This window comes from Dolichospermum sp. UHCC 0406, assembly GCF_009712025.1.
Taxonomy (GTDB): domain Bacteria; phylum Cyanobacteriota; class Cyanobacteriia; order Cyanobacteriales; family Nostocaceae; genus Dolichospermum; species Dolichospermum lemmermannii.
Map to the genome: position 1 here is coordinate 327,030 of NZ_VILA01000001.1, position 22,641 is coordinate 349,670.

The following is a 22,641-nucleotide window of genomic DNA, read 5'->3' on the forward strand; positions in this document are numbered from 1 at the left end:
GAGTCAGAAGTCAGGAGTCAGGAGTCAGGAGTCAGGAGTCAGGAGTAAGAATACTTGTAAAATTACGAAACAACTTTAGGCTAGTTATCAATTATTTTGACCACTGACAACTGACCACTGACCACTGACAACTGTACGGGCGAAGCATTTGGAGAACTATTTTTGGCAATGACCGATAATTTATCTTCCAAATGCTTCGCCCCTACTGACAACTGACAACTAAACTATGGAGCAGTTTTTAGATTTTCCGCGCCTTGAGTAACTTTTGCCGATACAATGCGATCGCCTTGCTCAATTTTGTTCACTACCTCAAAACCTTTGGTAACATTACCAAACACCGCATAGTTACCATCCAAGAACGATAAATCTGCTAAAGCAAAGTAAAATTGAGCAGAAGCAGAATCAGTTGGTTGTGATCTAGCCATAGCGATCGCCCCTTGCTTATGCTGTAACACAGGCTTCTCAGTAATTGTTTTACTGTAAATAGGCTCTTTTGCGCCTTTTGGTTTAATTTCTAACGGTATCCGGCGCTCATTCCCAGTTTTAGGATCAATAAAACCACCTGTTCCCAGTCTATTTTCGGGAAATTTCGGATCTTTACCTTGGGGATCTCCACCTTGAACCACAAAAGGTTGAGGTTCACGGACAACACGATGGAATGCTAAACCGTCATAAACGCCTTTTTGAACCAAATCCACAAAATTACCCGCAGTAATTGGTGCATTTGTGCCATCTATTTCAATTGTAATTGATTGGGGGTTAACTACTTCTCCACGCCTCACCGTCATCACCACCGTAGCTTTACCCTCAAGGCGTGGTAAACCTTTGGTTCCAGGAATACTCTCACTAACAGTTTCTGATACTGTTTGTGCGCTAGTAGTAGCACTGGTAGTCGTTGCCGTTGGGGATGAATTAGAAGATGTTGTACTACCAGTACATCCTCCCAAAGTCAAAGAGCCAATCATCAACAGAACTACAAAAAATTGTGGAAATTTTAACCGCATTGTTAGTGACTGCATTAAACAAAATATCTTCATCTTTTCTGGCCAATTATTCCTTAGATCCCCAGATCCCCGACTTCTCTAAGAAGTCGGGGATCTTATGTTATGGATCTTATTGTTCACCAATCCAAAATTCCTAGAGTCCTTCTAAAGATACTCCTAAAAAACGAGCTAATTCCGCACCTTGGGTTTCCAAATCTGCCAAAGATAACGGTTGACCTACTCGTGTGAGGGGAATATCTCTTCTACCCTTAACCCTAAGATACAAAGCACGTTGAGGATTCAGACCTTCTTTAATCACAATCCTGACAGATTGTACATCTGCAATCCTGCCGTCAATTTGGATTTGACGGTTTTTCCCTGGAAACCCCCAACGAAAGATTTTTAATGTCCCCGTTTCCCGATTGAACTCATTATAACCGCCGCCTAAATCCCACAGCACCACGAGCCACAGATATGTAGCTAATAGCAAGCCAGCAGAACCATATAGTCCCATCACCAATCCTTGAGGGACAAATATTAGTTGTGTTGCATCAGTAACTATGAGTAAATTAACTTTGAGATAACTAGAGATACCAGCTAAGAAAAAACCACTGGCTCCCATAGTTACAATGCTTGCCCACCAGTAGTTACTAAACCGACGTGAACCAAGAACCTTTTGAGAGAGGAGGTTCTCGCTTTTGTTAATTGTTGTTGATACGGTCATTAAACTGCCTTGGACTATCTTTCTCAAGTCTGCCACTGAAGCAGTCTGGATTGCAAGTTATCAAAGAATTGAGCAGAAATTTTATCCTGAACTTGAAGGATTTTAGGCCGCAGGGCCAGCGCCCCTAGGAAGATTTCTGAGAAAACCTATGTCCAATTGTTAAAATTCTGATATGGATAGAAAATATTTAACTTCCTGTTCCATATCCAGCCCAAACTCTGAGGAATGTGATAAGTTAAGAATCATTGCGTTACCACAATCTAGATTGCTAGTTAACGGTAGCCGATCGAGAAATGATTACTTTGTCAAGTAGTCAGTTCTCACAATCTTAGCTTCTGCAAGGCTGCTGGGTTTGTAAAAAAAACGTTGAATTCCTCACGGCAGATGATATAAATCAGTAAAACTGTGGAAACACTGCTTAAAAAAACGGGGCAATTTTAGTAAAAAACGAGGATTTTAGTTAAATGACCATCGCAGTTGGACGCGCCCCCAGTAGAGGGTGGTTTGACGTACTAGACGACTGGCTAAAGCGCGATCGCTTTGTATTCGTAGGTTGGTCAGGAATATTATTATTCCCCTGTGCCTTCCTCGCATTAGGCGGTTGGCTGACCGGTACAACATTCGTCACTTCCTGGTACACCCACGGACTAGCATCTTCTTACTTAGAAGGAGCTAACTTTCTAACAGTAGCAGTATCCACACCAGCCAACAGCATGGGGCATTCCCTGTTGTTCCTGTGGGGTCCTGAAGCTCAAGGTGACTTCACCCGTTGGATTCAACTCGGTGGTTTGTGGCCTTTCGTAGCCCTACATGGCGCATTCGGTTTGATTGGCTTCATGTTACGCCAATTTGAAGTCGCCCGTCTCGTCGGTCTGCGTCCTTATAACGCTCTTGCTTTCTCCGGTCCTATCGCCGTATTCGTCAGCGTGTTCCTGATGTATCCTTTAGGGCAATCTAGCTGGTTCTTTGCACCTAGCTTTGGAGTAGCCGCAATTTTCCGTTTCCTCCTATTCCTACAAGGTTTCCACAACTGGACACTCAACCCCTTCCACATGATGGGTGTAGCGGGAATCTTAGGTGGAGCTTTACTTTGTGCCATTCATGGTGCGACAGTAGAAAACACCCTATTTGAAGATGGTGAAGGATCAAATACCTTCCGCGCCTTCAACCCCACCCAAGCTGAAGAAACCTACTCCATGGTGACAGCAAACCGTTTCTGGTCACAAATTTTCGGAGTTGCTTTCTCCAACAAACGTTGGTTACACTTCTTCATGTTGTTTGTCCCTGTGACAGGCTTGTGGATGAGTTCCATTGGTATCGTTGGTTTAGCATTAAACCTCCGGGCTTATGACTTCGTTTCCCAAGAATTACGGGCAGCCGAAGACCCAGAGTTTGAAACTTTCTATACCAAAAACATTTTACTAAACGAGGGTATCCGCGCTTGGATGGCTCCTCAAGATCAACCCCACGAACAGTTCGTATTCCCAGAGGAGGTACTCCCACGTGGTAACGCTCTCTAATAGAGTTATTAGTGGTGGACGCGACCAAGAATCCAGCGGCTTCGCTTGGTGGTCTGGCAACGCCCGTTTAATCAATTTATCTGGTAAACTACTTGGCGCTCACGTAGCCCATGCTGGTTTAATCGTCTTCTGGGCTGGAGCAATGACTTTGTTTGAAGTCTCTCACTTCGTCCCAGAGAAGCCTATGTATGAACAAGGCTTGATTCTGCTTCCTCACCTCGCCACACTTGGTTGGGGCGTTGGTGCAGGTGGTGAAGTTTTTGATACATTCCCCTACTTTGTTGTCGGTGTACTTCACCTGATTTCCTCCGCAGTTCTAGGCTTTGGCGGTATTTATCATGCTGTTCGTGGTCCGGAAACCTTAGAAGAATATTCTGCTTTCTTTGGTTATGACTGGAAAGACAAGAACAAAATGACCAACATCATCGGCTTCCACCTGATTATCTTAGGATGTGGTGCGTTGTTGTTGGTGCTGAAGGCTATGTTCTTCGGTGGAGTTTATGATACCTGGGCTCCAGGTGGTGGTGATGTGCGTGTGATTACTAATCCCACACTCAACCCCGCTGTTATCTTTGGCTATTTAATTAAAGCTCCCTTCGGTGGCGAAGGCTGGATTATTAGCGTTGATAACATGGAAGATATTATCGGCGGTCACATCTGGATTGCTTTCACTTGTATTGCCGGTGGTATTTGGCACATCTTCACCAAGCCTTTTGCTTGGTCACGTCGGGCCTCCATTTGGTCTGGTGAAGCTTACCTATCTTATAGTTTAGGTGCGCTTTCTTTGATGGGGTTCATTGCCTCTGTCATGGTGTGGTTTAATAACACCGCTTACCCTAGCGAATTCTATGGTCCTACGGCTGCGGAAGCTTCACAAGCTCAAGCCTTAACCTTCTTGATTCGTGACCAACGCTTGGGTGCTAACGTCGGTTCTGCCCAAGGGCCTACAGGTCTAGGTAAATACTTGATGCGCTCTCCTACTGGTGAAATCATCTTCGGTGGTGAAACCATGCGCTTCTGGGATTTTCGTGGTCCTTGGTTAGAGCCTCTTCGTGGACCTAACGGTCTTGATTTGGAAAAAATCAAGAATGATATTCAGCCTTGGCAAGCTCGTCGCGCTGCTGAATACATGACTCACGCGCCTTTGGGTTCTTTGAACTCTGTGGGTGGTGTGGCTACAGAAATTAACTCCTTTAACTATGTGTCTCCTCGCGCTTGGTTGGCGACTTCACACTTCGTTTTAGGATTCTTCTTCCTGATTGGTCACTTATGGCACGCAGGCCGCGCCCGGGCTGCTGCTGGTGGTTTTGAGAAGGGTATTAACCGTGAAACAGAACCAGTAATGTTTATGCCTGACCTCGACTAGGTTGTTTTTAGCTTAATTTCATTACTGACAATATAATGCTTTTGATAGCTCTTGCCTCACCGCAAGGGCTTTTTTTGTGGTTTTCTGTGTAAGTTCACACATTAAGCTTTATTAAGTAAGAGTAAAAATTTAAAATAAATTTTGCACAGGTACTTACAATAATTAAACATTGCTGCTAATATATAATGTAACAAATCAATCTTACTCAGGGTTAAGCAATGAATAAGCTAAAGTTCGGCACATCTGTATTAACAGTTGCTGCTGGTTTGGTAATGGGGACATCAATAAATCAAGTTGTTATAGCTGAGGAAGTTGTTGTAGAACCAATTACTCAGCCAGTAGTTACAAATGAAGTTATTGCCACATCAATCACTCCTGAAAAAACTGAAACTCATCCTCAACCAGGAACTTTCAGTTATAGTGCTGGTGATTTACTGGCAAAAAGACCACTGGATTTAGATATATTTTGCAAAAGTTATCCTTTAAACTCTCGCTGTACTGAGCGTTCTACTCCATCAAAACCACAGGGGGGAGAGTCAAAACCTACTCAAGAATCTAAACCTAGCGAAGAAATGAGCCAAACTTCTGTAAAAACTAGAGGTTGGGCAATTACACCTGAAATTAGTACATTAGGTGTTGGTGCAACAGTCACTAAATCTATAACACCTAATGTCAATGCTAAATTAGGCATTAATGGCTTAGGTATAAGTAGAGATATTAGCTTGTCCGATGTTGATTATAAAGCTAACCTCAACCTATTTAATGTGTCTACCCTCGCTGACTACCATCCCTGGAAAAATGGCGGTTTCCGTTTGACTGGAGGCTTAGTATTTCAGGACAATAATATAGAAGGAACTGGGAAACCCAAGAATGGTGTGACCATTAGGATCAATAACAAAGACTATAACAGCAAAACTGTGCTTACATCATTGAACGCTAAAGTTTCCTTTGAAAATAGTGTAGCACCATATATTGGACTGGGTTGGGGTAATGCTGTGAAGCCTGGTAAACATTTGGGATTTTCGGCAAATTTAGGGGCAATGTTTTCTGGCTCCCCAAAGATATCATTAACACCTGGGTTTGGTAAAGATGCAACGGATGCTATAAAAGCGGAAATTAATAGTAACATCGAAGCAGAAAGGAAAAAACAAGAAAGTGATCTGAATTGGTTGAATATTTATCCTGTTTTTTCTCTTGGTATTTCTTACCAATTCTAGTTGACAATTTGGGGTGTGTCAGATGTTGGAAATATATTCATTATTACTGAGTTATCGAGTCTGACGCACCCTAAAAAAATATTTAGTATCACATTTGCGTAAATCCTAGTTTTAACTTTCCTCTCTACCAGTTACTATATTAAATTAACTTGTATTTTATTCTTAGATATACAAATGATCATCACCAAACATCGCGCTGATAGAGTTACAGCACTTCCCGGTGTTATGAGGTACATATCTAGCGGGCAAGATGCCCGCACTACAAGAGTTTCATGATTCAACTTTGTACCTCATAAGAGCGGAAACCGCTGTATAACATCAGTTGGCAACAATTTGAGAATCTGCTGCAAGATTTGGGAGAAAATCGGGCGGCTAGAGTGGCTTATGATGATGAAACTTTGGAAATTATGACACCTTTACCAGAACAGGAATATTATACAAAAATTCACACTATCATGTGAAACGTCTCCCAATATCTCTGCTAACCTACTGCACCCCCCAACTTTGGCTCTGACAGTAAAAATAAGGTGTATAGGTCTAGATTGCATTGCGCTGTGGATGGTTTCGTAATTTTTCTGATTGTCCGATACCTCGTAAGTAGACGACCTATATTTATCAATGCAAGATTTTGTTATTCTGTCAATGAGTAACTCCTAATATCTTGACATTTTTTGCTTTTACTCCAATATCAGAAGTGTTGAATCCTCCAATAAAACTTGACAATGTTTGGGTTTTAGCCAGGTAAAATCCCTTGTCTATTGAGAATAGAGTCATTAACTGCTCAAATTTGGTATCATCAATGTCAATGCACAACTTGGACAATATCATCAAAATCCTAACATTCAACACTTCTGGATTTAATCAAGATGTAGCTAAAAATCGAATCTTAAAAACAAACCCTGCCCATCTAGACAAGGTTCTGTTTTAGGTTTATGATTTTTGCAAAGCAACTGGAGGTAAAACCTGATTTAATTTACCACTACGATAACCTTCTAAATCCAAAGTTATATAAATAAATCCCCAGTTTTGAAATACAGATACTAGACTTGGTAAATCTGTCATGGTAACAAAATCTTTAATTTGATCTGGTGATAATTCAATTCTGGCTGTATCACCTTCGGAACGAACCCGTAAATTTTGCCAACCTAAATTTCGCAAATAAATTTCGGCTCTTCCTACTCGCTGTAATTTGGCTATGGTAATTTCTTCACCATAGGGAAAGCGCGAACTTAAACAGGGTTGCGCCGGTTTATCCCACCAAGGTAAACCTAATTGTTGGGAAATTTGCCGAACTTCGGCTTTTGTTACGCCAATTTCTGCTAAAGGCGATCGCGCACCTCTTTCTTTTGCAGCTTGAATTCCGGGACGATAATCATGTAAATCATCGGCATTTACACCATCCACCACATAAGGATAACCCAATTCTAAAGCCAAAGGTTTGAGGGTGTCGTGTAATTCGCTTTTACAAAAATAACAACGATTGACTGGATTAGATGTGTAATTGGGATTGTCCATTTCCTGTGTTTGGACAATTCTATGAGATATTCCGATAGTTGCGGCTTGAATTTTTGCGTCTTCTAATTCTTCTGGTAATAAAGAAGGAGAAACCGCAGTTACAGCCAAAGCGCGATCGCCTAACACATCATAAGCAATCTTAGCTACTAATGTACTGTCAACTCCGCCAGAATAGGCTATTAAAGCCTGCTCCATTTCTGTAAAGAACTCTTTTAACTGCTCTAGTTTTTCTGTCCAACTCATCTTCCTAAAACCCCATAATGCCTAACCACTCCTATTTTAGTCATTAGTTGTTATTAGATCACTAATGTTTTCGAGAATTTCTCGCCCCATACGTCAACTACGGATTATAATATTCTTCATAATCTATTCTTTACTTGCTACTGAGTGAATTACAAAGATGAGATGAAATGTTATAAACTTCGCTAATTTTTATTGAAAACTATGAGAGTTAAACGGCTACAAATGCAATCTTTTCGCGGAATTGGTGATTTAACAATAGATTTTGATAAAAAAGAACCAACCGTTTTTATTGGTATTAATGGTGTAGGTATTTTACTTTTCGTTACATATTACTCTTCGAGAAGCCGCTCCGCGTCTACGGTTTTTTTCCGTTCACCTACTTATGATTCCTGCTATTATTCCTAAGTGATCTAAGTTTTTACTCTCAAATTCTTCTTTTTGGTAATTCATATTTTTTGGTATTTTGATTTCATTCAGACTCATTTTCTCATTTTTTCTTCTGAATTTATTGTTAATACCTTATTAATTTCAATTTGTTGGCAATTTTTATATTACTGTCTATATTTATTGCCAATTTAGTTATGTGTTTATATTTAAGCTGTTTCTGTTACTTGTTACACTTGCATCTGTACTACAAAATGAAGTGCGGAATGTGGGGTATAAGCTTTTTATATGCAGATTTATAAAAAATTAGTATTAATTTTTGACAATGCAGTAGGATAGTATCATGGGATTAGCTGTAACTTAACGTACCTGTTCACAAACTGTCACAATAGTTGTTACCAGCAATACACAATATTTGGTATACTTACCCGTACTAATGTCATTTTTTAGTTAGGGAATAGGTAATAGGCAAATGGAAAGATCAGTCATGAGTAAGTATTCTTTCCACTTACCTCTTCCCCAATCACCAATTATCCACTACCTCTTTCCTTAACTACTACATGAATCTAAATCAAGTTAAATCCATCCCCAAATGGACACAATTACCATCTCCATCTATATTTTGTGCAGAAGTATCTATGCAATTGAGTATAGATACATCCGTTGCCCAATTACAACAGCAGGTAGAATATTTACAAATCCAATTGGAGTCAGAAAGACAGGAACATATTCAAGAAATCCAGCAAATTCAGAAATTTCAGACGTTACTTCAACATATTACTGAACACATCCGCGATAGTCTAGATGATCGAAAGATATTAACAATTATTACTCAAGAATTAGTTGATGTATTACAACTTAATCGCTGTCAAATTGAACTTTATAATCCCTGTTTAACTTCTGCCACAGTTACCTATGAATATAGTGCTGTTTTACCCCATTTTCAAGGCTTAACCACAGTAATTGCTGATTTTCCTCAAATTTATCAATCTCTATTGCAAAAACAAATTTGGCAATCTATAGAAATTGTCCCAGGACATTATTCTGGATTACAGATGATGAATCAATTAGCTTGTCCAATTTTTGATTATCGAGGCATTTTGGGTAATATTTGGCTAATTCGGCATACAGAGGCAAAATTTGGAGAACAAGAAATATCCTTTTTGCAGCAAATAGCTAATAAATGTGCGATCGCAATTCGTCAATCTCGACTACAGGCAAAAACCAAAGCGCAGATTCAGGAAATAGAAAAACAAGAACGGCAAAAAAATGAATTTCTCAAACAGCTTTCCCAAGAGTTACGCACACCGATTACTAATATTAATCTTGCTGTGCAAACATTAGAAAGTCTGATGACACCAACGGGAATTTTAGATATAGAAATAGGATCTCAACTATTACAAATTCTCCATCATGAATGTGGACGAGAAAATAAATTACTTAACGATCTTCTCAGCTTTGCATATCTGAAAACCCATTCGGAATCTCCTACTTTAATTACTATTGATTTTCCAACTTGGTTATCTCCCATTATTGAATCTTTTCGAGATGTTACCAATTGTCAGCAACAACAGTTACACCTGGATATCTCCACAGAAATTCCCCCATTCTCCACAGATATCACTGATTTAGAAAAAATTATTACCTTGCTACTCAACCAAGCTTGTCAATGCGCTCCCGCAGGTGAATCAATTACAGTTACCGCCGATTTGAATGCAGCCACGGTAGAATTAAAAATCAGTATTTCTGGTGTAGAGATTCCTCACCATGAACTATCACAAGTCTTTCAGCCATTTTACCGCATTCCCAAACATTCCTCATGGCAAGCACAGAACACTGGTTTAGAGTTAATTTTGGTAGAGACAATGGTACAGCGTTTGCATGGATTAATTCATGTTGCAAGTGCAAATAATCGCATCACGTTTATCATGCAATTTCCCCTGCGACTAGTTTTTTAGCTGCAACTTCCAACTAAAAAAAATATCCCAATCCTGAGTATAAATGTAGGGGTTTAGCAGTGCTAAACCGTTACTCAGTGTATTTGCGGTATGTGGGATAAATATTGATTTATTTTGGTAATTGGTAATTTTATTGGTTACAAATCCGATAATTGTCTAGAAAAAAAATATTGATTTTTGTCTTATTTACATCAAAAGAGTCAATATTATTTGAACTTTGTCCAAGTAAGAAATAAAATACTTATAATATCTTTTTAGTTAAGTAGGATACTGAATATGAACGCCCAAGCCAAGAATTTACAGACTTTATATGCTAAAACTCGCTTGCTGCTTGCGTTGTGGGACTTAGGAGGAAGTCAGCAGAAAGTGGCTAGGGGTAAATTGACGAAGCGGATAGACTCCAAGAGTCAGAATAAAGCGGATTATCAAGCTATTTTAGAGGATTTGGAAGCACAGGGGGCTGTTACTGTTACTAAAAAGGGATCTTCAACCAGTTATACTCTCACGTCACCGACGGGCTTAGATGTGTTAAAAGCGGGTTTGCGTAGTGATGAGTTTGAGTTTAATACTAATCTTGGTGCTTGGGTAGGAAATTCTTTGTTGCGATTGTTTCGTGAGATTGATGTTGTAGTAGCTGCGCCGGTTGCATCTGGTGGTGCGGTGATTGGTTCTTATGAGGAGTTTAAGTCTGTCGCGTTGGATATTTATGACAAGTTGAATTATGAACACAATCTTAATAATTTAGTACCTATTTATCGGATTAGGAGAGAAATAGGAGAACGAGTTAATCGGACGGAATTTAATGATTTTCTATTAGAAATGCAAGCTGATGATATTTTTCAACTTCAAGGAGGGAGTGTAGAAGACAGCGCACCAGACAAAATAGAAGATTCCATCAAAACAGCACTTGATGGATTACGCTGCTATGCCAAGCGTATTTAAACCCAAACTTTTTTGCTCCTTTACACCTTAACTTTACAAAACTATGATTGCTAACATTGATGAACTAATTAAAGAGCAAAATCCATTTGCCGGACATATTGTTGTTAGACCTCAGCAGATATGGGGTAAAAGTTTTCCTGATGTTCTCTCAATTAATGTTCATGCTTCTGATGCAGTATTTAATGCAGTTGAAAAAATACGCAAGCAACAACGTGAAACTGTAGGTATCACGATTACAGCGGAAAAAGGGTTAGGAAAAAGCCATATTATTAGTCGAATTCGCCATCGTTTACAAACGGAAGATGGTTGCTTATTTATATACATGGGTAAATATGATGACTTGAATCAAATCAAGTATCAATTTCTGCAAAATATTGCCTCTAGCTTGAGAGCATTTGGTAGCCAAAATGTGATGCAATGGCAAGAAATTGCAGCAGCATTAATTAATGAATCAAAGCAATGGAATTACACACCACAACAGTATATTAGTCAATTTCCAATTTGGTTGAATAAATACTCAAATAAATTTGTTGAACAATTAACCAAGCTTATTCTACCAATCAAACCTGAAATTATTAACCCTTACATAATTCAAGCAATTTTATGGACACTTTCTCCAGTTCATATCAATTATGCAAATCGTTGGCTATCTGGCTTAGAAATAACACAGGAAGACGCTGAAGCAATGGGGCTACCAAATCCGAAAAAAGAGGATAGAGAAGCGGAAGCATTAAGTAATATTCGCCAGATTTTAGATATTACTAGCGATTATAGAATTCCGGTGATTTGCTTTGATGAATTAGACATAGCTGATATAGCAGATAATGGTTTTACCGCACCACAAGTTATTGCCAACTTAGTTAAGGACTTATATAACAATCTTAAACGAGGCGTTTTACTATTGGCAATGTATCCTGAAACATGGAATGACCAAATTAGGGTATTACCACAAGCTGAAGCAGTAGTTGATAGATTAGCAAGTGAACAATCTGATAGACAACCAATTGCATTAAGATATCTTAATTCTGATGATATTGTAGCTTTAGTTAAAATATGGTTACAAGAATTTTATCAGGAACATCAACAAATACCTCCTCATCCTCTTTACCCATTTGATGAAAATAAGTTGAGAGAACTTGGTAAAGGGAAACCTACTATCAGAGCAGTTTTAAAATGGTGTGCAGATAATTTTGTTAGTAATCAGCCTATTATTGATAACACTCAAAAACAAGAAATAGAGACAATACACACTACAGAAACTACTACTAAATGGACATCTAAAACTATCCATACTGTGAAACCATACTATCAAAGTGAGTTAGCTAATGTAGAAGCTTCTATTGATTCATTAATGGAAGATGAAGAAGCTATTATTAATTCTATTTGGCTGGCTTTTAATAGCTTGATAGGTAAAAATCTAAAAGGAGTAACAATTGAAGCAGTTGAAGATATAGGAGCTAAAGCAGCAGACGAAGGATATATTAATTTCAAAATAGTTGGTAATGATCAAAAAGTCAAAATTGGAGTAAGTGTAGTTCAGCAAGATGGGTCATTTATAACTGCTGCATTGAAACGACTAATTAATTACCAAAAATTTGACATTACTCGCGGTTGCTTAGTTCGCTCAAAGAATATTAATCCAGGTGCAGCTAAAGCTAGAGAACTTTTGAGAAAGCTGTTAAAAGAAAAGAGTGGAGAGTGGGTTGGTTTACAAAGCCAAGACATTAAACCTCTCTTAGCTATCTGGTTTGTTTTCCAAAACCAAGAGAGTAATGAATTGACAGATGAACAGATTTTTGATTTTATTGAGAAATCGCAACTAGCAATTAATAATCCTTTAGTTCGGGAAATTTTAAGTGATCCTTCTGGACAAGAACCAACTAATTTAACTGATGATGGATTACCTATTAGTATTCCTCAAAATGTTAATTATAACGATAACATTGAACTTGACTTTTAGCTAATTAGAAATGAATCAATCATTTTCACTTCCAACAGCATTGTGTTTATCCGTCCCTGATATTGAAGCTTTAATACAGGGACGCACAATTGCAGCTTTACCCAGGATGTTTATTCGTACTGGGCAAAGATTTTCTCTTTATCCTGTTGACAATTCAACAAATGTACTTTTAATTAAAGTATGGGCTAAGTGTGAACTTTGCCAAATTCTAAATAAAACAACACCATTAGATATTTTATCTCAATTAACAATCTGGAATTTAGAAACCTTAGAAGCAATGATACAGAAACATGAAAATATTTTTCTGGCTTACTTGCGCGTTTATCATTTACCTCAGTTTATTGAAGTTCCAACTATTCCAAATATTCAAGATAAGTTAGGTAAGTTTGTAGGTTTACCTAACATTTCTGGTTCTGAATATAAACCCGTATTAAGTGATCAGGTTTTCATTCAACGTAAACAACAACTAGAAAAACGAAAACCTTCTCTAAATCCTGAACTGGAAGAATTACAAAGTGCATTATCACAAATAGCCAATAATAATCCAGTAGCACAACAATTAGAAAATGAAATTAAAGTATTTTTAGGTTGGAGTAATGCACCAACTACAAATACAATAGATGCTGATTTAGATTGGATAAAAACAATTACAACATTAGGAGATAGAAGCATAGAAAAAGATGATACTACAAGCAACTATCAAGCGGGTACAAATTTTGAAATTGTTACACGCAAAAGCCTTAATTTTTTAGGATTTAAAGTAGAGGAAGATCACAAAGGTGGTGCTGGAGGTTTAGATTTATATTGTTCACAACCTTATTCTCTAGTTTGCGAATGTAAAGCAGGTAAAAGCATTCCTCATAACACAGTAGAAGAATTAGATAGAATTGGTAAAAGACATCTTCAAGAAAATTATCTTCAAGCTGTGCGGTTAATTATTGGACCTGGTGAACCTACTAAAAATTTGAAAGAATCGGCTCAAATCTCTAAAGTCAGTATTATCAAAGCTATGACATTACAAAAATTAGTTGAACTTAAAGCAAAATATCCCGGTGCGATAAACTTAATTGAATTAAAGCAATACTTAGAACCGGGACAAATTGATGATAAAATTAATGAATATATTGATAAAATAGAAAAAGAGATAAAATTGCGATCGCATATTATCCAACTCGTCAAAAAACATCTAGAAAAGACAGGTACTAAAGATGCTCAATTTAGTAATCTTTGCATAGCATATCTTTATAATAATCCACCACAAAAGCTAGAAGATAAAGAACTATACGACATTCTCATAGAACTATCATCACCATTAACAGGCTACTTGGGAAGAATTAAAGAAGATTTTTGGAAAAGAGATCGCTTTTACTATTTGCGCGACTTAGAGGTTGTTTGAAAAGTATTATATGAAACCCATAATCTCCAAAAACCTAACCCCCCTCCCCCCCCTTCCCTACAAGGGAATGGGGGTTTTAAAGCCTCTCCCCTGGTAGGGGAGAGGTTTGGAGAGGGGTCTGTTTACACATTAAAAACTTTTAAAACATCCTCTTACCAATAAATTAAAAATAACTCTTTTCTTCCTTCTTTTCTTCGTAGCATTGAAAATCGTCGTTATGGCACTAGGCAAGAGGCAAGAGTGAAGAGGGTTTGGGCGATTTTACGTTTCGTTACATATTACTCTTCGAGAAGCCGCTCCGCGTCTACGGTTTTTTTCCGTTCACCTACTTATCGGGAAAATCAACGACTTGAAAGCCTTGCTGTAATAATCTTAGAGTAGATGCTAATTGACCAGACTGCATGAGTAGAATAAGCTCAAAACTATTTGTATTTTTTAATTGTTCCCAGTCTTCATCCCGCAAATCGTTAAATCCTGGTCATCCTGATTCAGACATCCTCCCATACAACAAGCTTGATAAAAAAGTCAATTAGTCTTAATTTTAGTTACAGTTAGATAACAAATAAATCGTGAGGGGTGAGACTATGCGTGTTTTGCTAGTTTATCCAATATTTCCAAGCACCTTTTGGTCTTATGAGAAAATTCTGGCACTAGTTGACAGAAAGGTATTGTTACCACCATTGGGTTTAGTAACGGTAGCGGCAATTTTGCCCCAAGAATGGGAGTTTAAACTTGTAGATCGTAACATTCGCGCCGCCACAGAAGCAGAATGGGCATGGGCAGATATGGTGATTTTCTCCGCCATGATTGTCCAAAAACAAGACTTACTTGAGCAAATTCGGGCAGCGAAAAGACGCGGTAAGCTGGTGGCTTTGGGCGGTCCTTATCCTACCTCCACACCCCATGAAGTGGAAGCAGCAGGGGCAGATTACCTGATTCTCGATGAAGGGGAACTGACTTTACCCATGTTTGTGGAAGCTGTGCAACGGGGAGAAAAATCGGGAGTTTTCCGGGCTGCTGAAAAGCCTGATGTCACTAGTACACCCATTCCCCGTTTTGATTTATTAGAGTTTAATGCCTATGATATGATGTCGGTGCAGTTTTCGCGGGGTTGTCCCTTCCAGTGCGAATTTTGCGACATCATTGTTTTATATGGTCGCAAACCTAGAACTAAAACTCCTGCACAACTTTTAGCCGAGTTAGATTATCTCTATGATTTAGGTTGGCGACGGGGTGTGTTTATGGTGGATGATAACTTTATTGGCAATAAGCGAAATGTGAAATTGTTGCTAAAAGAGTTAAAAGTTTGGATGGCAGATCATCAATATCCCTTCAATTTTGACACAGAAGCTTCCATTGATTTAGCACAAGACCAAGAAATGATGGAGTTGATGGTTGACTGTGGATTTAAAGCGGTATTTTTGGGGATTGAAACCCCAGACGAAGATAGTTTACAACTAACTAAAAAATTCCAAAATACTCGCAGTTCCTTAACTGAGTCGGTAGAAACCATTATTAGAACTGGACTGCGGCCAATGGCTGGGTTTATTATTGGTTTTGATGGTGAAAAAGCGGGTGCAGGCGATCGCATTGTCCGTTTTGCCGAACTTGCAGCTATTCCTTCTACTACCTTTGCCATGTTGCAAGCGTTACCCAATACCGCCTTGTGGCATCGGTTGACCAAAGAAGGCAGATTGCGGGAAAACCAAGATGGAAACATCAATCAAACTACATTGATGAATTTCATTCCTACCCGTCCTCTAGAAGAATTGGCTAGGGAATATGTGGAAGCTTTCTGTGCTTTGTATGACCCTGCTGCTTATTTAGATCGCACCTATCGCTGTTTTATGATGTTGGGTTCTCCCAAATGGACAGCACCAGCAAAAACACCAGAATGGGTAGTTGTTAGAGCTTTACTTATTGTAATTTGGCGACAAGGATTTAAACGACAAACTCGTTGGAAATTCTGGCATCACTTCTTTAGTATTCTCAAGCATAACCCCAAGGTAATTGAACAATACGTTTCTACCTGCGCTCACATTGAGCATTTTATGGAATATCGGCAAATTGTCCGTGATGAAATCGAAAGTCAATTAGCTGAATATTTAGCCCAAGGTGCAGAAACACCTTATGTACCTGTTAAGGAAAAAGCAGAAGCTGTAGTTTAATAATACCCAGATCCCCGACTTCTCAAAGAAGTCTGGGATCTATTTTGTGATCGGCAAAGTCACGGTAAATGTTGAACCTACTCCCACTTGACTATTAACTGTAATTTCTCCTCTGTGGGCTATAATGCACTGTTTGACGATTGTTAATCCTAAACCACTACCAGGAATGATTCCCACATTTTCTCCTCTGTGAAATGGTTGAAATAGTTGTTTTTGATCGGTTTCTGTCATCCCAATTCCCTGATCTTGAAATTTTAAAATTACGGTTTTTTCTTGTTTGATTAATTCAAATAGGACTGTACTATCGGGAGGTGAATATTTAATGGCATTATTGAGTAAATTACTGACAATATGCTTTAATAGGGTTTCATCTCCCAGGAATTCAAAACAGTTTTCGGAACTGGTAAAAATCAAATTCAACGGTTTTTCTTGGGATTTCAAAAGTTCCGCAGTTTTTTCTTCCACTTGAGTTTCTAATGTTTGATTAATTTGATTTAATTGTTCTAAAAATTGTTTACGTTCTATAGCATATCGTACAGAACGCACCAATGTATCTGGATTTACGTGTCTTTTGACTAGATAATCTTGCGCTCCTTGTCTGACTGCTTCAATGGCTAATTCTTCATCATTGGTGTTAGTCAAAACTATGATAGGGTTGCTAGGATTTTGCTTGAGTAACTGGGGTATGGAAGCTAATCCTTGACTGTCAGGAAGGGTTAGATCTAACAAAATTACATCGTATTTTTCGCTGTTTAATTGGTTGATTCCGTCTTGGAGTTTTTGGACGTGAACTAAACTAAAATTTTGAGATTTTGTGAGTTTAATAAACTCTTGTAATAACCTGGCTTCTGCTAAGTTATCTTCAATTAATAGGATTTTTAATGTGGAAGTTGCAGTAATCATTCCTTGATTTTACCTCTTGCAAGTTTTCAGCCCGTCTCAGAATGAATTCTGAGTCTAATAGCAAAAGTCGTCTAAAGACGACTAAAAGAAAGTTTGTAGTCCGTTTTAACGGACTTGAGTTATTAGCCCTGATAGCGAAGCGTCGCGTAAGCCATACTTTAGTTCTGGGTGGATTATGTTTAGAACGAAATAGCCCTGGACATTGAGTAGTTTTCTTGTTATTCTCATGGTAAGGTCGCGGTAGAAAACCAAAAGTCTTCAATACCTTTGATGATTTGGAATAGCTCACTTAGATTACGAGATTTGGTAATATAGCAGTTAGCGTGTAAGTCGTAACTATGGAAAATGTCATCTTGATTTTTTGAAGTTGTCAAAATGACGACGGGAATGCGTTTTAGTTGAGGATCAGATTTAATTTCTGCTAATACCTCTCTCCCATCTTTTCTGGGTAAATTCAAATCTAATAAAATTAAATCAGGTCGTTGTGCATTAGCATATTCTCCTTCTTGATGGAGGTAATTCATAGCTTCTACACCATCCCTAACTGTGACCACTTGATGAGGTAATGAACTGGTTTTTAAGGCTTCTTGAATGAGACGAACATCAGCTTTATTGTCCTCCACTAAAAAGATAATTTTGTGTGTTCCTGTCATTTCGATGCTCATGATCACAACCTCTGACGGGAATGGTAAAGTAGAAAGTTGTACCCTGACCGAGTTGGGACTCTACCCAGATTCGTCCCCGATGACATTCGATGATTTTTTTACAAATAGCCAAACCCATTCCTGTACCTGGATATTCGTCTCTAGTGTGTAAACGCTGGAAGATAATAAAAATGCGATCGCTAAATTGTGGATCTAAACCAATTCCATTATCTTGAACTGAAAATAACCATTCATCTTCCAATCTTTTCGCACTAATATGAATCTTTGGTAGTTGACTGCTGCGGAATTTGATAGCGTTACCAATGAGGTTCAAAAATAGCTGAATTAATTGTGTTTCATCAGCCATAACTGTGGGTAAAGGATCATGGGTAATAATTGCGCCGGTTTCCCCAATGCGTTGACGTAAATTCTTCAAAGTCCGATTTAAAGCTGTTTCTACTTCGGTAACTTGAAAAGCAATTCCTAATGTATCTACTTTGGAATATGCGAGTACATCATCAATTAAGTTCTGCATCAAACTTACACCTTCGACAACATAACCAATAAACTCTTTTGCATCTGCGTCTAGTTCTGATTCATAGCGCATTTCTAAAAGTTGTACATAATTACCTACTTGATTGAGTGGTTCTTGCAAATCATGGGAAGCGACATAGGCAAATTTTTTCAATTCTGCATTAGAACGTTGTAGATCTTCAGCTAATTGGGCTAATTCATCAGCTTGACGTAAGACAATATTGATGATTGATTTTCGCAACTCCAATGCAGCTTTGATTTCTACATTTTGCCAGGGTAAAGATGTTAACTGCACTATTTCTTTCCATAAGTCAAATGATTTACGGGGACACAAACGGACATTTCCTTCAGATTGATCAACTGAAAAAGCCTGATGGGGATTTCCACCCCAATTTACAGTTTGAATGACTTCTGGTCGAAACCATAATACATAATTTTGCTTGGAAATGGGAATAGCTAATAAACCACTAGCGACATTTTTAAAGCTGATCGCGTCTGGATAAATACTAGGTAAGGAATTTGTGGAAAATACCTCATCTTTGACATTATTTCTCAGCCATTCTCCTAAAAAATTCAGTTCTTCCTCTTGAGGAGTATTACCAATCAGAGTATACTTTCCAGCAAAATAGATTGCTGCACCTTCAGCATTAGTTAAATTGAGCAGATTTATTTGATTTTTGACTAAACCATCAATAAAGTTCTCTTTTTGAGACATATATTCAACCAATAGTGATTGAACTTGTTTTAAACTTATTTGATAGTCGTAGTCTTCTGTTTCTTCCTTTCCAGAAATTTCTGAAAATATGATTCTTCCTAAAAATTCACAGGCTTTCCGTAATTCATAGGAAACGTATTTAGGTGATTGATGATGACAAGCAATTAAACCCCAAAGTTTGTGATCTTTAATTAAGGAAATTGTCAAAGATGCAGCCACGCCCATATTATGTAAATATTCTAGATGACAGGGTGCAGGACTTCTGAGAATTGAATTAGTTAAATCAATTGGTTTACCGCTAACTGGGTTAATTTTAGGAAAAAGTTCGGCTGATAATTGAACGTTTGTATCGGGGATAATTCTAATCGAGTTTTCTAAAAATAATTGTCGTGCTGGCTGAGGAATATCTGATTCTGGATAATGTAATCCTAAATAAGACTCTAAAGTAGCTATTTTTTCTTCAGCAATCACAGAACCATGTCCATCATCACTAAATTTATATAACATCACTCTGTCAAATCCGGTTATTTTGCGGATTTCTTGCACAATTATTTGACTGAAATCACGGAGACTTTTACTTTTTTCTAAGCGATTAATTGAGGATTTAGCTAAATGATAAAAACTCAAGAAAGGAATATTTTCTTGAGATGCTGTAGGTTCTAGTTCTAAGATTAAAAATCCTTCAGAGTTGCGATAGAAAGTGGCATCAAATATTGTATATTCATCCCCTTGTTTCTTAATCCAAATTTTTGTAGGATTAATAAAATCCAGATTTTCTTCTGACAACCAAAATTTGATTTTCTGGATTTGGTAAGGATCTAGTAAATCTTCTAATTCCTGTTGCACGATATCTTCTGGCGATATGCCAAAAGTGCTGAAAGTATTTTGACTAACTTGTAATATTTGTAAATCTGGCTCTTGTAAGACTAATAAAATTCCATGAGGTTGAATTTCACTAGTTAGATGTATCGCTGCTTCTTTTAAGCTAGTGATATTAATATGTTGCTGCTTGATATTGATATCCATAAAAGCCTTCCCCGATAATTTTGGAGAATAAAATATGTAGATTTCATCTCAATTCCTCACACCTCTAAAAATCACCATTGATTTAGTAGCCTTGATAATGGCAAAGCCCATATTCATAGTTGCCCTCACCCACTATTCTCACACAATTTAAATATCTGTTACCTAATATATAGATAAGAAATGTACAAGGGAAGATAATCAAAGCCACAGTCTTTGTGTACATATATTAAGAAATTTCAATTTTATGTGTGGCTGCACAAAACCATGAAATTAATTCGTCTTTGCATAATGAAGGTATGAATTGTGTTTCGCTCTAATTTCATACTTCAAGTCAGCAATGCCATTAATTCATTAATTTATCTGCGTTTATCTGCGTTTATCTGCGTTCAATCTTTCATAAAACTTCGCGGGATGTGGGAAACTCAGTCACAAAGCGTGCTGAGAGGGAAACGGCACGAGCGGTTTTAACCGCAGTCAGTCTTTGCTTAACCATTACCGCCTTGGAGTTGTTCGATTCGGTGTGCTTTTGTATTGCACTTTCAATGGGACAATTACCATTTCAAATTTCACAACCCTGTACGCATAATGTTTTGCTCAATAGAGCCTCCCATTTCTGGGGTGATGTTAGCTTCGACCTGTTATAAGAGCTTGTTAGGCTGAAAGCACTGTTCCAGTGACTTTAGAACTGTTTAACTTACAGCGACAGAGCGGGGAACTAGCTATGCCTGACGGCACGCTGGCGCGAACGCATTCCGAGGTGTCGTGACTCAAATAACGGCTACCCTTCGACTACGCTCAGGGTGGTCTGGTCAGTACAGCTTGTTTGATTTCTCTTACAAGCTCAATCCCTTTAGGGTTGAGTTACTGACTATTCCTACTTTTAACTAAATCCAGGAACTAAACCACATCCGCATTCTATAACCATCAGGAGACATGGGTAAACCTAGATAAATAGGCATCCAGAAAATAAAGGCAGCGACAATGATAAAAGTTATAGTCACACCTACTGCCCGAATTTGCCGATAATAACTAAGTAGACATTGATCAACAAACCAAGCGATCGCTATAAATGTAAAAACAACCGCAGACATATAATGGTAGATGAAAGTACACCTTGTTACCTCCACCCAAGGGAGGAGATTAGCTCCATAATTTATGACTAAAAATAAGCCAATCCAAGTATCAATGGTGAGATTTTTCGGGATAAATAACCGCTTTTTTTCAATTATCGGCATCGTAATTGTGATGATTACCATACCAATTAAAAAGATCATTGCAGCTAAACCAAACCACCATAAAAAAGGATTCCCCATAGCATGAACATCATAAATTACTTTACCAGCACCATCAGGTAAGGGCGGTCCAAAGACAGGTAAGGAATTCTTGGTACTTTGAGCAGTTTGATAATAATAAGCCATTGGTCGAGTTAACAATGGCCATTTATACCATGCAGCGCAATAAGGATGAACGCTAGGACTATTTCCACCTAATTGGAGATGAAAGTGTAAAATTTGTTTATGAACTTCAATAAATCCATATCTTTTATCAAGTTGGAGATGAGGAATCCAAATCAGACTATAAATAACTGCCGGAATAATTCCTAAATAGGAAAACATCTGCCAAATATTTATTTTTGTCAGATTTTGCAAGGGTAATTTTATGGTATCAGTTGGGGAATTATTAGGGTGATTAAAAAAGTGTAAATAAGAAAATAATGGCACGCGAGATGTATGATCAAATGATTGCAACCAGCGAATTATCCAAGCTGCTATCCATACACCATAAGCACCAGTTAAAAACCATAAACCATTCCATTTTGTGCCAATACAAGCACCAAAACTGATTCCAGAGAGAATTAACCAAAACCACCGTTTTTGCTTTTCTAATGCTAATAATAATAACCATTGTCCGAGTAAACCAAAGATAACTATATAGACATTACTTAAAGCATAACGAGATTCTACTAAAAATAAGCCATCACAAGCTGTAAAAAATCCTGCCAATAAAGCAAACCGATGACGATAACTAAATTGATAAGTTAATAAAGTTATGACTACGGGAATTAATGAACCAGTTAGCGCATTTACCCACCGATAATTCCAAGGAGATAATAAAGAATCTGTGAGACTATTTACAGTATCTCGACCAAGGGGAATGTATTTACTAATCCAAATCCCCAACCCGATCAAATATTGGCTTAATGGTGGATGAGCATTAAAAAATGGTGTATGAGTAAGATAGTTGTTACCAAATTTGGCAAAATAAACTTCATCAAATACTAAAGTATTAAATCGGCTGATTCCCCAAAAACGTAAACTCAAGGAAAGTAGAAATATGCCTATTATGCCTAATCGAAACCAAGTTTTTTTCATGATGTTCTTGAGGTGTTTTTCGAGTTAGGTCCCCGACCTCTCTAAAAAGTCGGGGATCTTGTTGTCCACAA

At 37.9% G+C, this 22,641-nt stretch carries 19 protein-coding genes and 2 pseudogenes; 11 read left to right on the forward strand and 10 right to left on the reverse strand.

Going from position 1 to position 22,641, the window contains the following annotated elements; all coding sequences use genetic code 11:
* Positions 1-80: 80 nt before the first annotated feature.
* From FJR09_RS25700 to FJR09_RS01540, 3 genes are all read right to left on the reverse strand, one after another.
* The gene (locus FJR09_RS25700; RefSeq protein ID WP_256370230.1) at positions 81-212 is read right to left on the reverse strand and encodes a hypothetical protein; all 132 of its coding nucleotides are present in this window, start codon (positions 210-212) and stop codon (positions 81-83) included.
* A 12-nt stretch (positions 213-224) separates the two neighbouring features.
* Complete coding sequence (locus tag FJR09_RS01535) at positions 225-1,004, reverse strand: peptidylprolyl isomerase (RefSeq protein WP_168653261.1); 780 nt, start codon at positions 1,002-1,004, stop codon at positions 225-227.
* Between the two features lie 133 nt (positions 1,005-1,137).
* Complete coding sequence (locus FJR09_RS01540; protein ID WP_015080308.1) at positions 1,138-1,707, reverse strand: photosystem I assembly protein Ycf4; 570 nt, start codon at positions 1,705-1,707, stop codon at positions 1,138-1,140.
* Between the two features lie 464 nt (positions 1,708-2,171).
* Between FJR09_RS01540 and psbD the strand changes: the two genes are divergently transcribed.
* The 4 genes and pseudogenes from psbD to FJR09_RS01560 all read left to right on the forward strand — a co-directional run.
* Complete coding sequence (gene psbD / locus FJR09_RS01545) at positions 2,172-3,227, forward strand: photosystem II D2 protein (photosystem q(a) protein) (protein ID WP_015080309.1); 1,056 nt, start codon at positions 2,172-2,174, stop codon at positions 3,225-3,227.
* On the forward strand, positions 3,211-4,593 hold the full coding sequence (psbC, locus tag FJR09_RS01550; RefSeq protein ID WP_168652895.1) for a photosystem II reaction center protein CP43: 1,383 nt from the start codon (positions 3,211-3,213) through the stop codon (positions 4,591-4,593). The genes psbD and psbC overlap by 17 nt, the downstream gene beginning before the upstream one ends.
* Before the next feature lie 218 nt (positions 4,594-4,811).
* Positions 4,812-5,810 (forward strand): hypothetical protein, encoded by a 999-nt coding sequence (locus FJR09_RS01555; protein WP_168652894.1) that lies wholly within the window; start codon positions 4,812-4,814, stop codon positions 5,808-5,810.
* A gap of 308 nt (positions 5,811-6,118) precedes the next feature.
* Positions 6,119-6,256, forward strand: a pseudogene (locus tag FJR09_RS01560) (Uma2 family endonuclease); the annotation flags it as partial.
* On the opposite strand, the pseudogene FJR09_RS26055 reads toward FJR09_RS01560, so the two are convergent.
* Positions 6,254-6,381 (reverse strand): annotated as a pseudogene (locus FJR09_RS26055) (IS701 family transposase); the annotation flags it as partial. The pseudogenes FJR09_RS01560 and FJR09_RS26055 sit on opposite strands and share 3 nt — an antisense overlap.
* 359 nt (positions 6,382-6,740) lie before the next feature.
* Entirely contained in the window at positions 6,741-7,568 is an 828-nt protein-coding gene (gene larE / locus FJR09_RS01565) for an ATP-dependent sacrificial sulfur transferase LarE (protein ID WP_168633383.1), read from the reverse strand.
* A 201-nt stretch (positions 7,569-7,769) separates the two neighbouring features.
* Between larE and FJR09_RS24520 the strand changes: the two genes are divergently transcribed.
* The 5 genes from FJR09_RS24520 (at position 7,770) to FJR09_RS01585 (ending at position 14,208) form a co-directional block, all read left to right on the forward strand.
* Positions 7,770-7,973, forward strand: coding sequence for a hypothetical protein (locus FJR09_RS24520; RefSeq protein ID WP_083881457.1), 204 nt, complete (start codon positions 7,770-7,772; stop codon positions 7,971-7,973).
* Between the two features lie 539 nt (positions 7,974-8,512).
* The gene (locus FJR09_RS01570) at positions 8,513-9,910 is read left to right on the forward strand and encodes a HAMP domain-containing sensor histidine kinase (RefSeq protein WP_168652893.1); all 1,398 of its coding nucleotides are present in this window, start codon (positions 8,513-8,515) and stop codon (positions 9,908-9,910) included.
* Positions 9,911-10,186: 276 nt separating this feature from the next.
* On the forward strand, positions 10,187-10,852 hold the full coding sequence (locus FJR09_RS01575) for a hypothetical protein (protein WP_168652892.1): 666 nt from the start codon (positions 10,187-10,189) through the stop codon (positions 10,850-10,852).
* A gap of 43 nt (positions 10,853-10,895) precedes the next feature.
* A complete protein-coding gene (locus tag FJR09_RS01580; protein ID WP_168652891.1) occupies positions 10,896-12,812 on the forward strand; it encodes a hypothetical protein in 1,917 nt (638 codons plus the stop codon).
* Positions 12,813-12,822: 10 nt separating this feature from the next.
* Positions 12,823-14,208 carry a DUF1802 family protein gene (locus FJR09_RS01585; protein ID WP_168652890.1) on the forward strand — a complete coding sequence of 462 codons (1,386 nt, stop codon included), beginning with the start codon at positions 12,823-12,825 and terminating at the stop codon, positions 14,206-14,208.
* A 325-nt stretch (positions 14,209-14,533) separates the two neighbouring features.
* Here FJR09_RS01585 and FJR09_RS01590 read toward each other — a convergent pair whose 3' ends face one another.
* Positions 14,534-14,671, reverse strand: a complete 138-nt coding sequence (locus tag FJR09_RS01590) for a hypothetical protein (RefSeq protein WP_158310529.1) — start codon at positions 14,669-14,671, stop codon at positions 14,534-14,536.
* Between the two features lie 121 nt (positions 14,672-14,792).
* Here FJR09_RS01590 and FJR09_RS01595 point away from each other — a divergent pair, with 121 nt between their 5' ends.
* Complete coding sequence (locus tag FJR09_RS01595) at positions 14,793-16,376, forward strand: B12-binding domain-containing radical SAM protein (protein WP_168652889.1); 1,584 nt, start codon at positions 14,793-14,795, stop codon at positions 16,374-16,376.
* A 39-nt stretch (positions 16,377-16,415) separates the two neighbouring features.
* Here FJR09_RS01595 and FJR09_RS01600 read toward each other — a convergent pair whose 3' ends face one another.
* Positions 16,416-17,279, reverse strand: a complete 864-nt coding sequence (locus FJR09_RS01600; protein ID WP_015080319.1) for an ATP-binding protein — start codon at positions 17,277-17,279, stop codon at positions 16,416-16,418.
* Between the two features lie 41 nt (positions 17,280-17,320).
* Here FJR09_RS01600 and FJR09_RS24525 point away from each other — a divergent pair, with 41 nt between their 5' ends.
* Positions 17,321-17,485 (forward strand): hypothetical protein, encoded by a 165-nt coding sequence (locus FJR09_RS24525; protein WP_158310530.1) that lies wholly within the window; start codon positions 17,321-17,323, stop codon positions 17,483-17,485.
* Positions 17,486-17,503: 18 nt separating this feature from the next.
* On the opposite strand, the gene FJR09_RS01605 is transcribed toward FJR09_RS24525, so the two are convergent.
* The 3 genes from FJR09_RS01605 to FJR09_RS01615 all read right to left on the reverse strand — a co-directional run bounded on the left by FJR09_RS01605 (position 17,504) and on the right by FJR09_RS01615 (position 22,570).
* Positions 17,504-17,944, reverse strand: coding sequence for a response regulator (locus tag FJR09_RS01605; protein WP_015080320.1), 441 nt, complete (start codon positions 17,942-17,944; stop codon positions 17,504-17,506).
* On the reverse strand, positions 17,889-20,198 hold the full coding sequence (locus FJR09_RS01610; protein ID WP_168652888.1) for an ATP-binding protein: 2,310 nt from the start codon (positions 20,196-20,198) through the stop codon (positions 17,889-17,891). The genes FJR09_RS01605 and FJR09_RS01610 overlap by 56 nt, the downstream gene beginning before the upstream one ends.
* A gap of 884 nt (positions 20,199-21,082) precedes the next feature.
* Entirely contained in the window at positions 21,083-22,570 is a 1,488-nt protein-coding gene (locus FJR09_RS01615) for a dolichyl-phosphate-mannose--protein mannosyltransferase (protein ID WP_168633392.1), read from the reverse strand.
* Positions 22,571-22,641 lie beyond the last annotated feature (71 nt).

What these genes read in the sequence shown, in the direction of transcription:
- FJR09_RS01535 (WP_168653261.1), bottom strand. Translation starts at nt 1,004, where the DNA reads ATGCGGTTAAAATTTCCACAATTTTTTGTAGTTCTGTTGATGATTGGC.
- FJR09_RS01580 (WP_168652891.1), top strand. Translation starts at nt 10,896, where the DNA reads ATGATTGCTAACATTGATGAACTAATTAAAGAGCAAAATCCATTTGCC.
- FJR09_RS24520 (WP_083881457.1), top strand. Translation starts at nt 7,770, where the DNA reads ATGAGAGTTAAACGGCTACAAATGCAATCTTTTCGCGGAATTGGTGAT.
- FJR09_RS01570 (WP_168652893.1), top strand. Translation starts at nt 8,513, where the DNA reads ATGAATCTAAATCAAGTTAAATCCATCCCCAAATGGACACAATTACCA.
- FJR09_RS01555 (WP_168652894.1), top strand. Translation starts at nt 4,812, where the DNA reads ATGAATAAGCTAAAGTTCGGCACATCTGTATTAACAGTTGCTGCTGGT.
- FJR09_RS01540 (WP_015080308.1), bottom strand. Translation starts at nt 1,707, where the DNA reads ATGACCGTATCAACAACAATTAACAAAAGCGAGAACCTCCTCTCTCAA.
- FJR09_RS01585 (WP_168652890.1), top strand. Translation starts at nt 12,823, where the DNA reads ATGAATCAATCATTTTCACTTCCAACAGCATTGTGTTTATCCGTCCCT.
- FJR09_RS01610 (WP_168652888.1), bottom strand. Translation starts at nt 20,198, where the DNA reads ATGGATATCAATATCAAGCAGCAACATATTAATATCACTAGCTTAAAA.
- larE (WP_168633383.1), bottom strand. Translation starts at nt 7,568, where the DNA reads ATGAGTTGGACAGAAAAACTAGAGCAGTTAAAAGAGTTCTTTACAGAA.
- FJR09_RS01615 (WP_168633392.1), bottom strand. Translation starts at nt 22,570, where the DNA reads ATGAAAAAAACTTGGTTTCGATTAGGCATAATAGGCATATTTCTACTT.
- FJR09_RS01600 (WP_015080319.1), bottom strand. Translation starts at nt 17,279, where the DNA reads ATGATTACTGCAACTTCCACATTAAAAATCCTATTAATTGAAGATAAC.
- FJR09_RS01605 (WP_015080320.1), bottom strand. Translation starts at nt 17,944, where the DNA reads ATGAGCATCGAAATGACAGGAACACACAAAATTATCTTTTTAGTGGAG.
- FJR09_RS24525 (WP_158310530.1), top strand. Translation starts at nt 17,321, where the DNA reads ATGAATTCTGAGTCTAATAGCAAAAGTCGTCTAAAGACGACTAAAAGA.
- FJR09_RS01575 (WP_168652892.1), top strand. Translation starts at nt 10,187, where the DNA reads ATGAACGCCCAAGCCAAGAATTTACAGACTTTATATGCTAAAACTCGC.
- psbD (WP_015080309.1), top strand. Translation starts at nt 2,172, where the DNA reads ATGACCATCGCAGTTGGACGCGCCCCCAGTAGAGGGTGGTTTGACGTA.
- FJR09_RS01595 (WP_168652889.1), top strand. Translation starts at nt 14,793, where the DNA reads ATGCGTGTTTTGCTAGTTTATCCAATATTTCCAAGCACCTTTTGGTCT.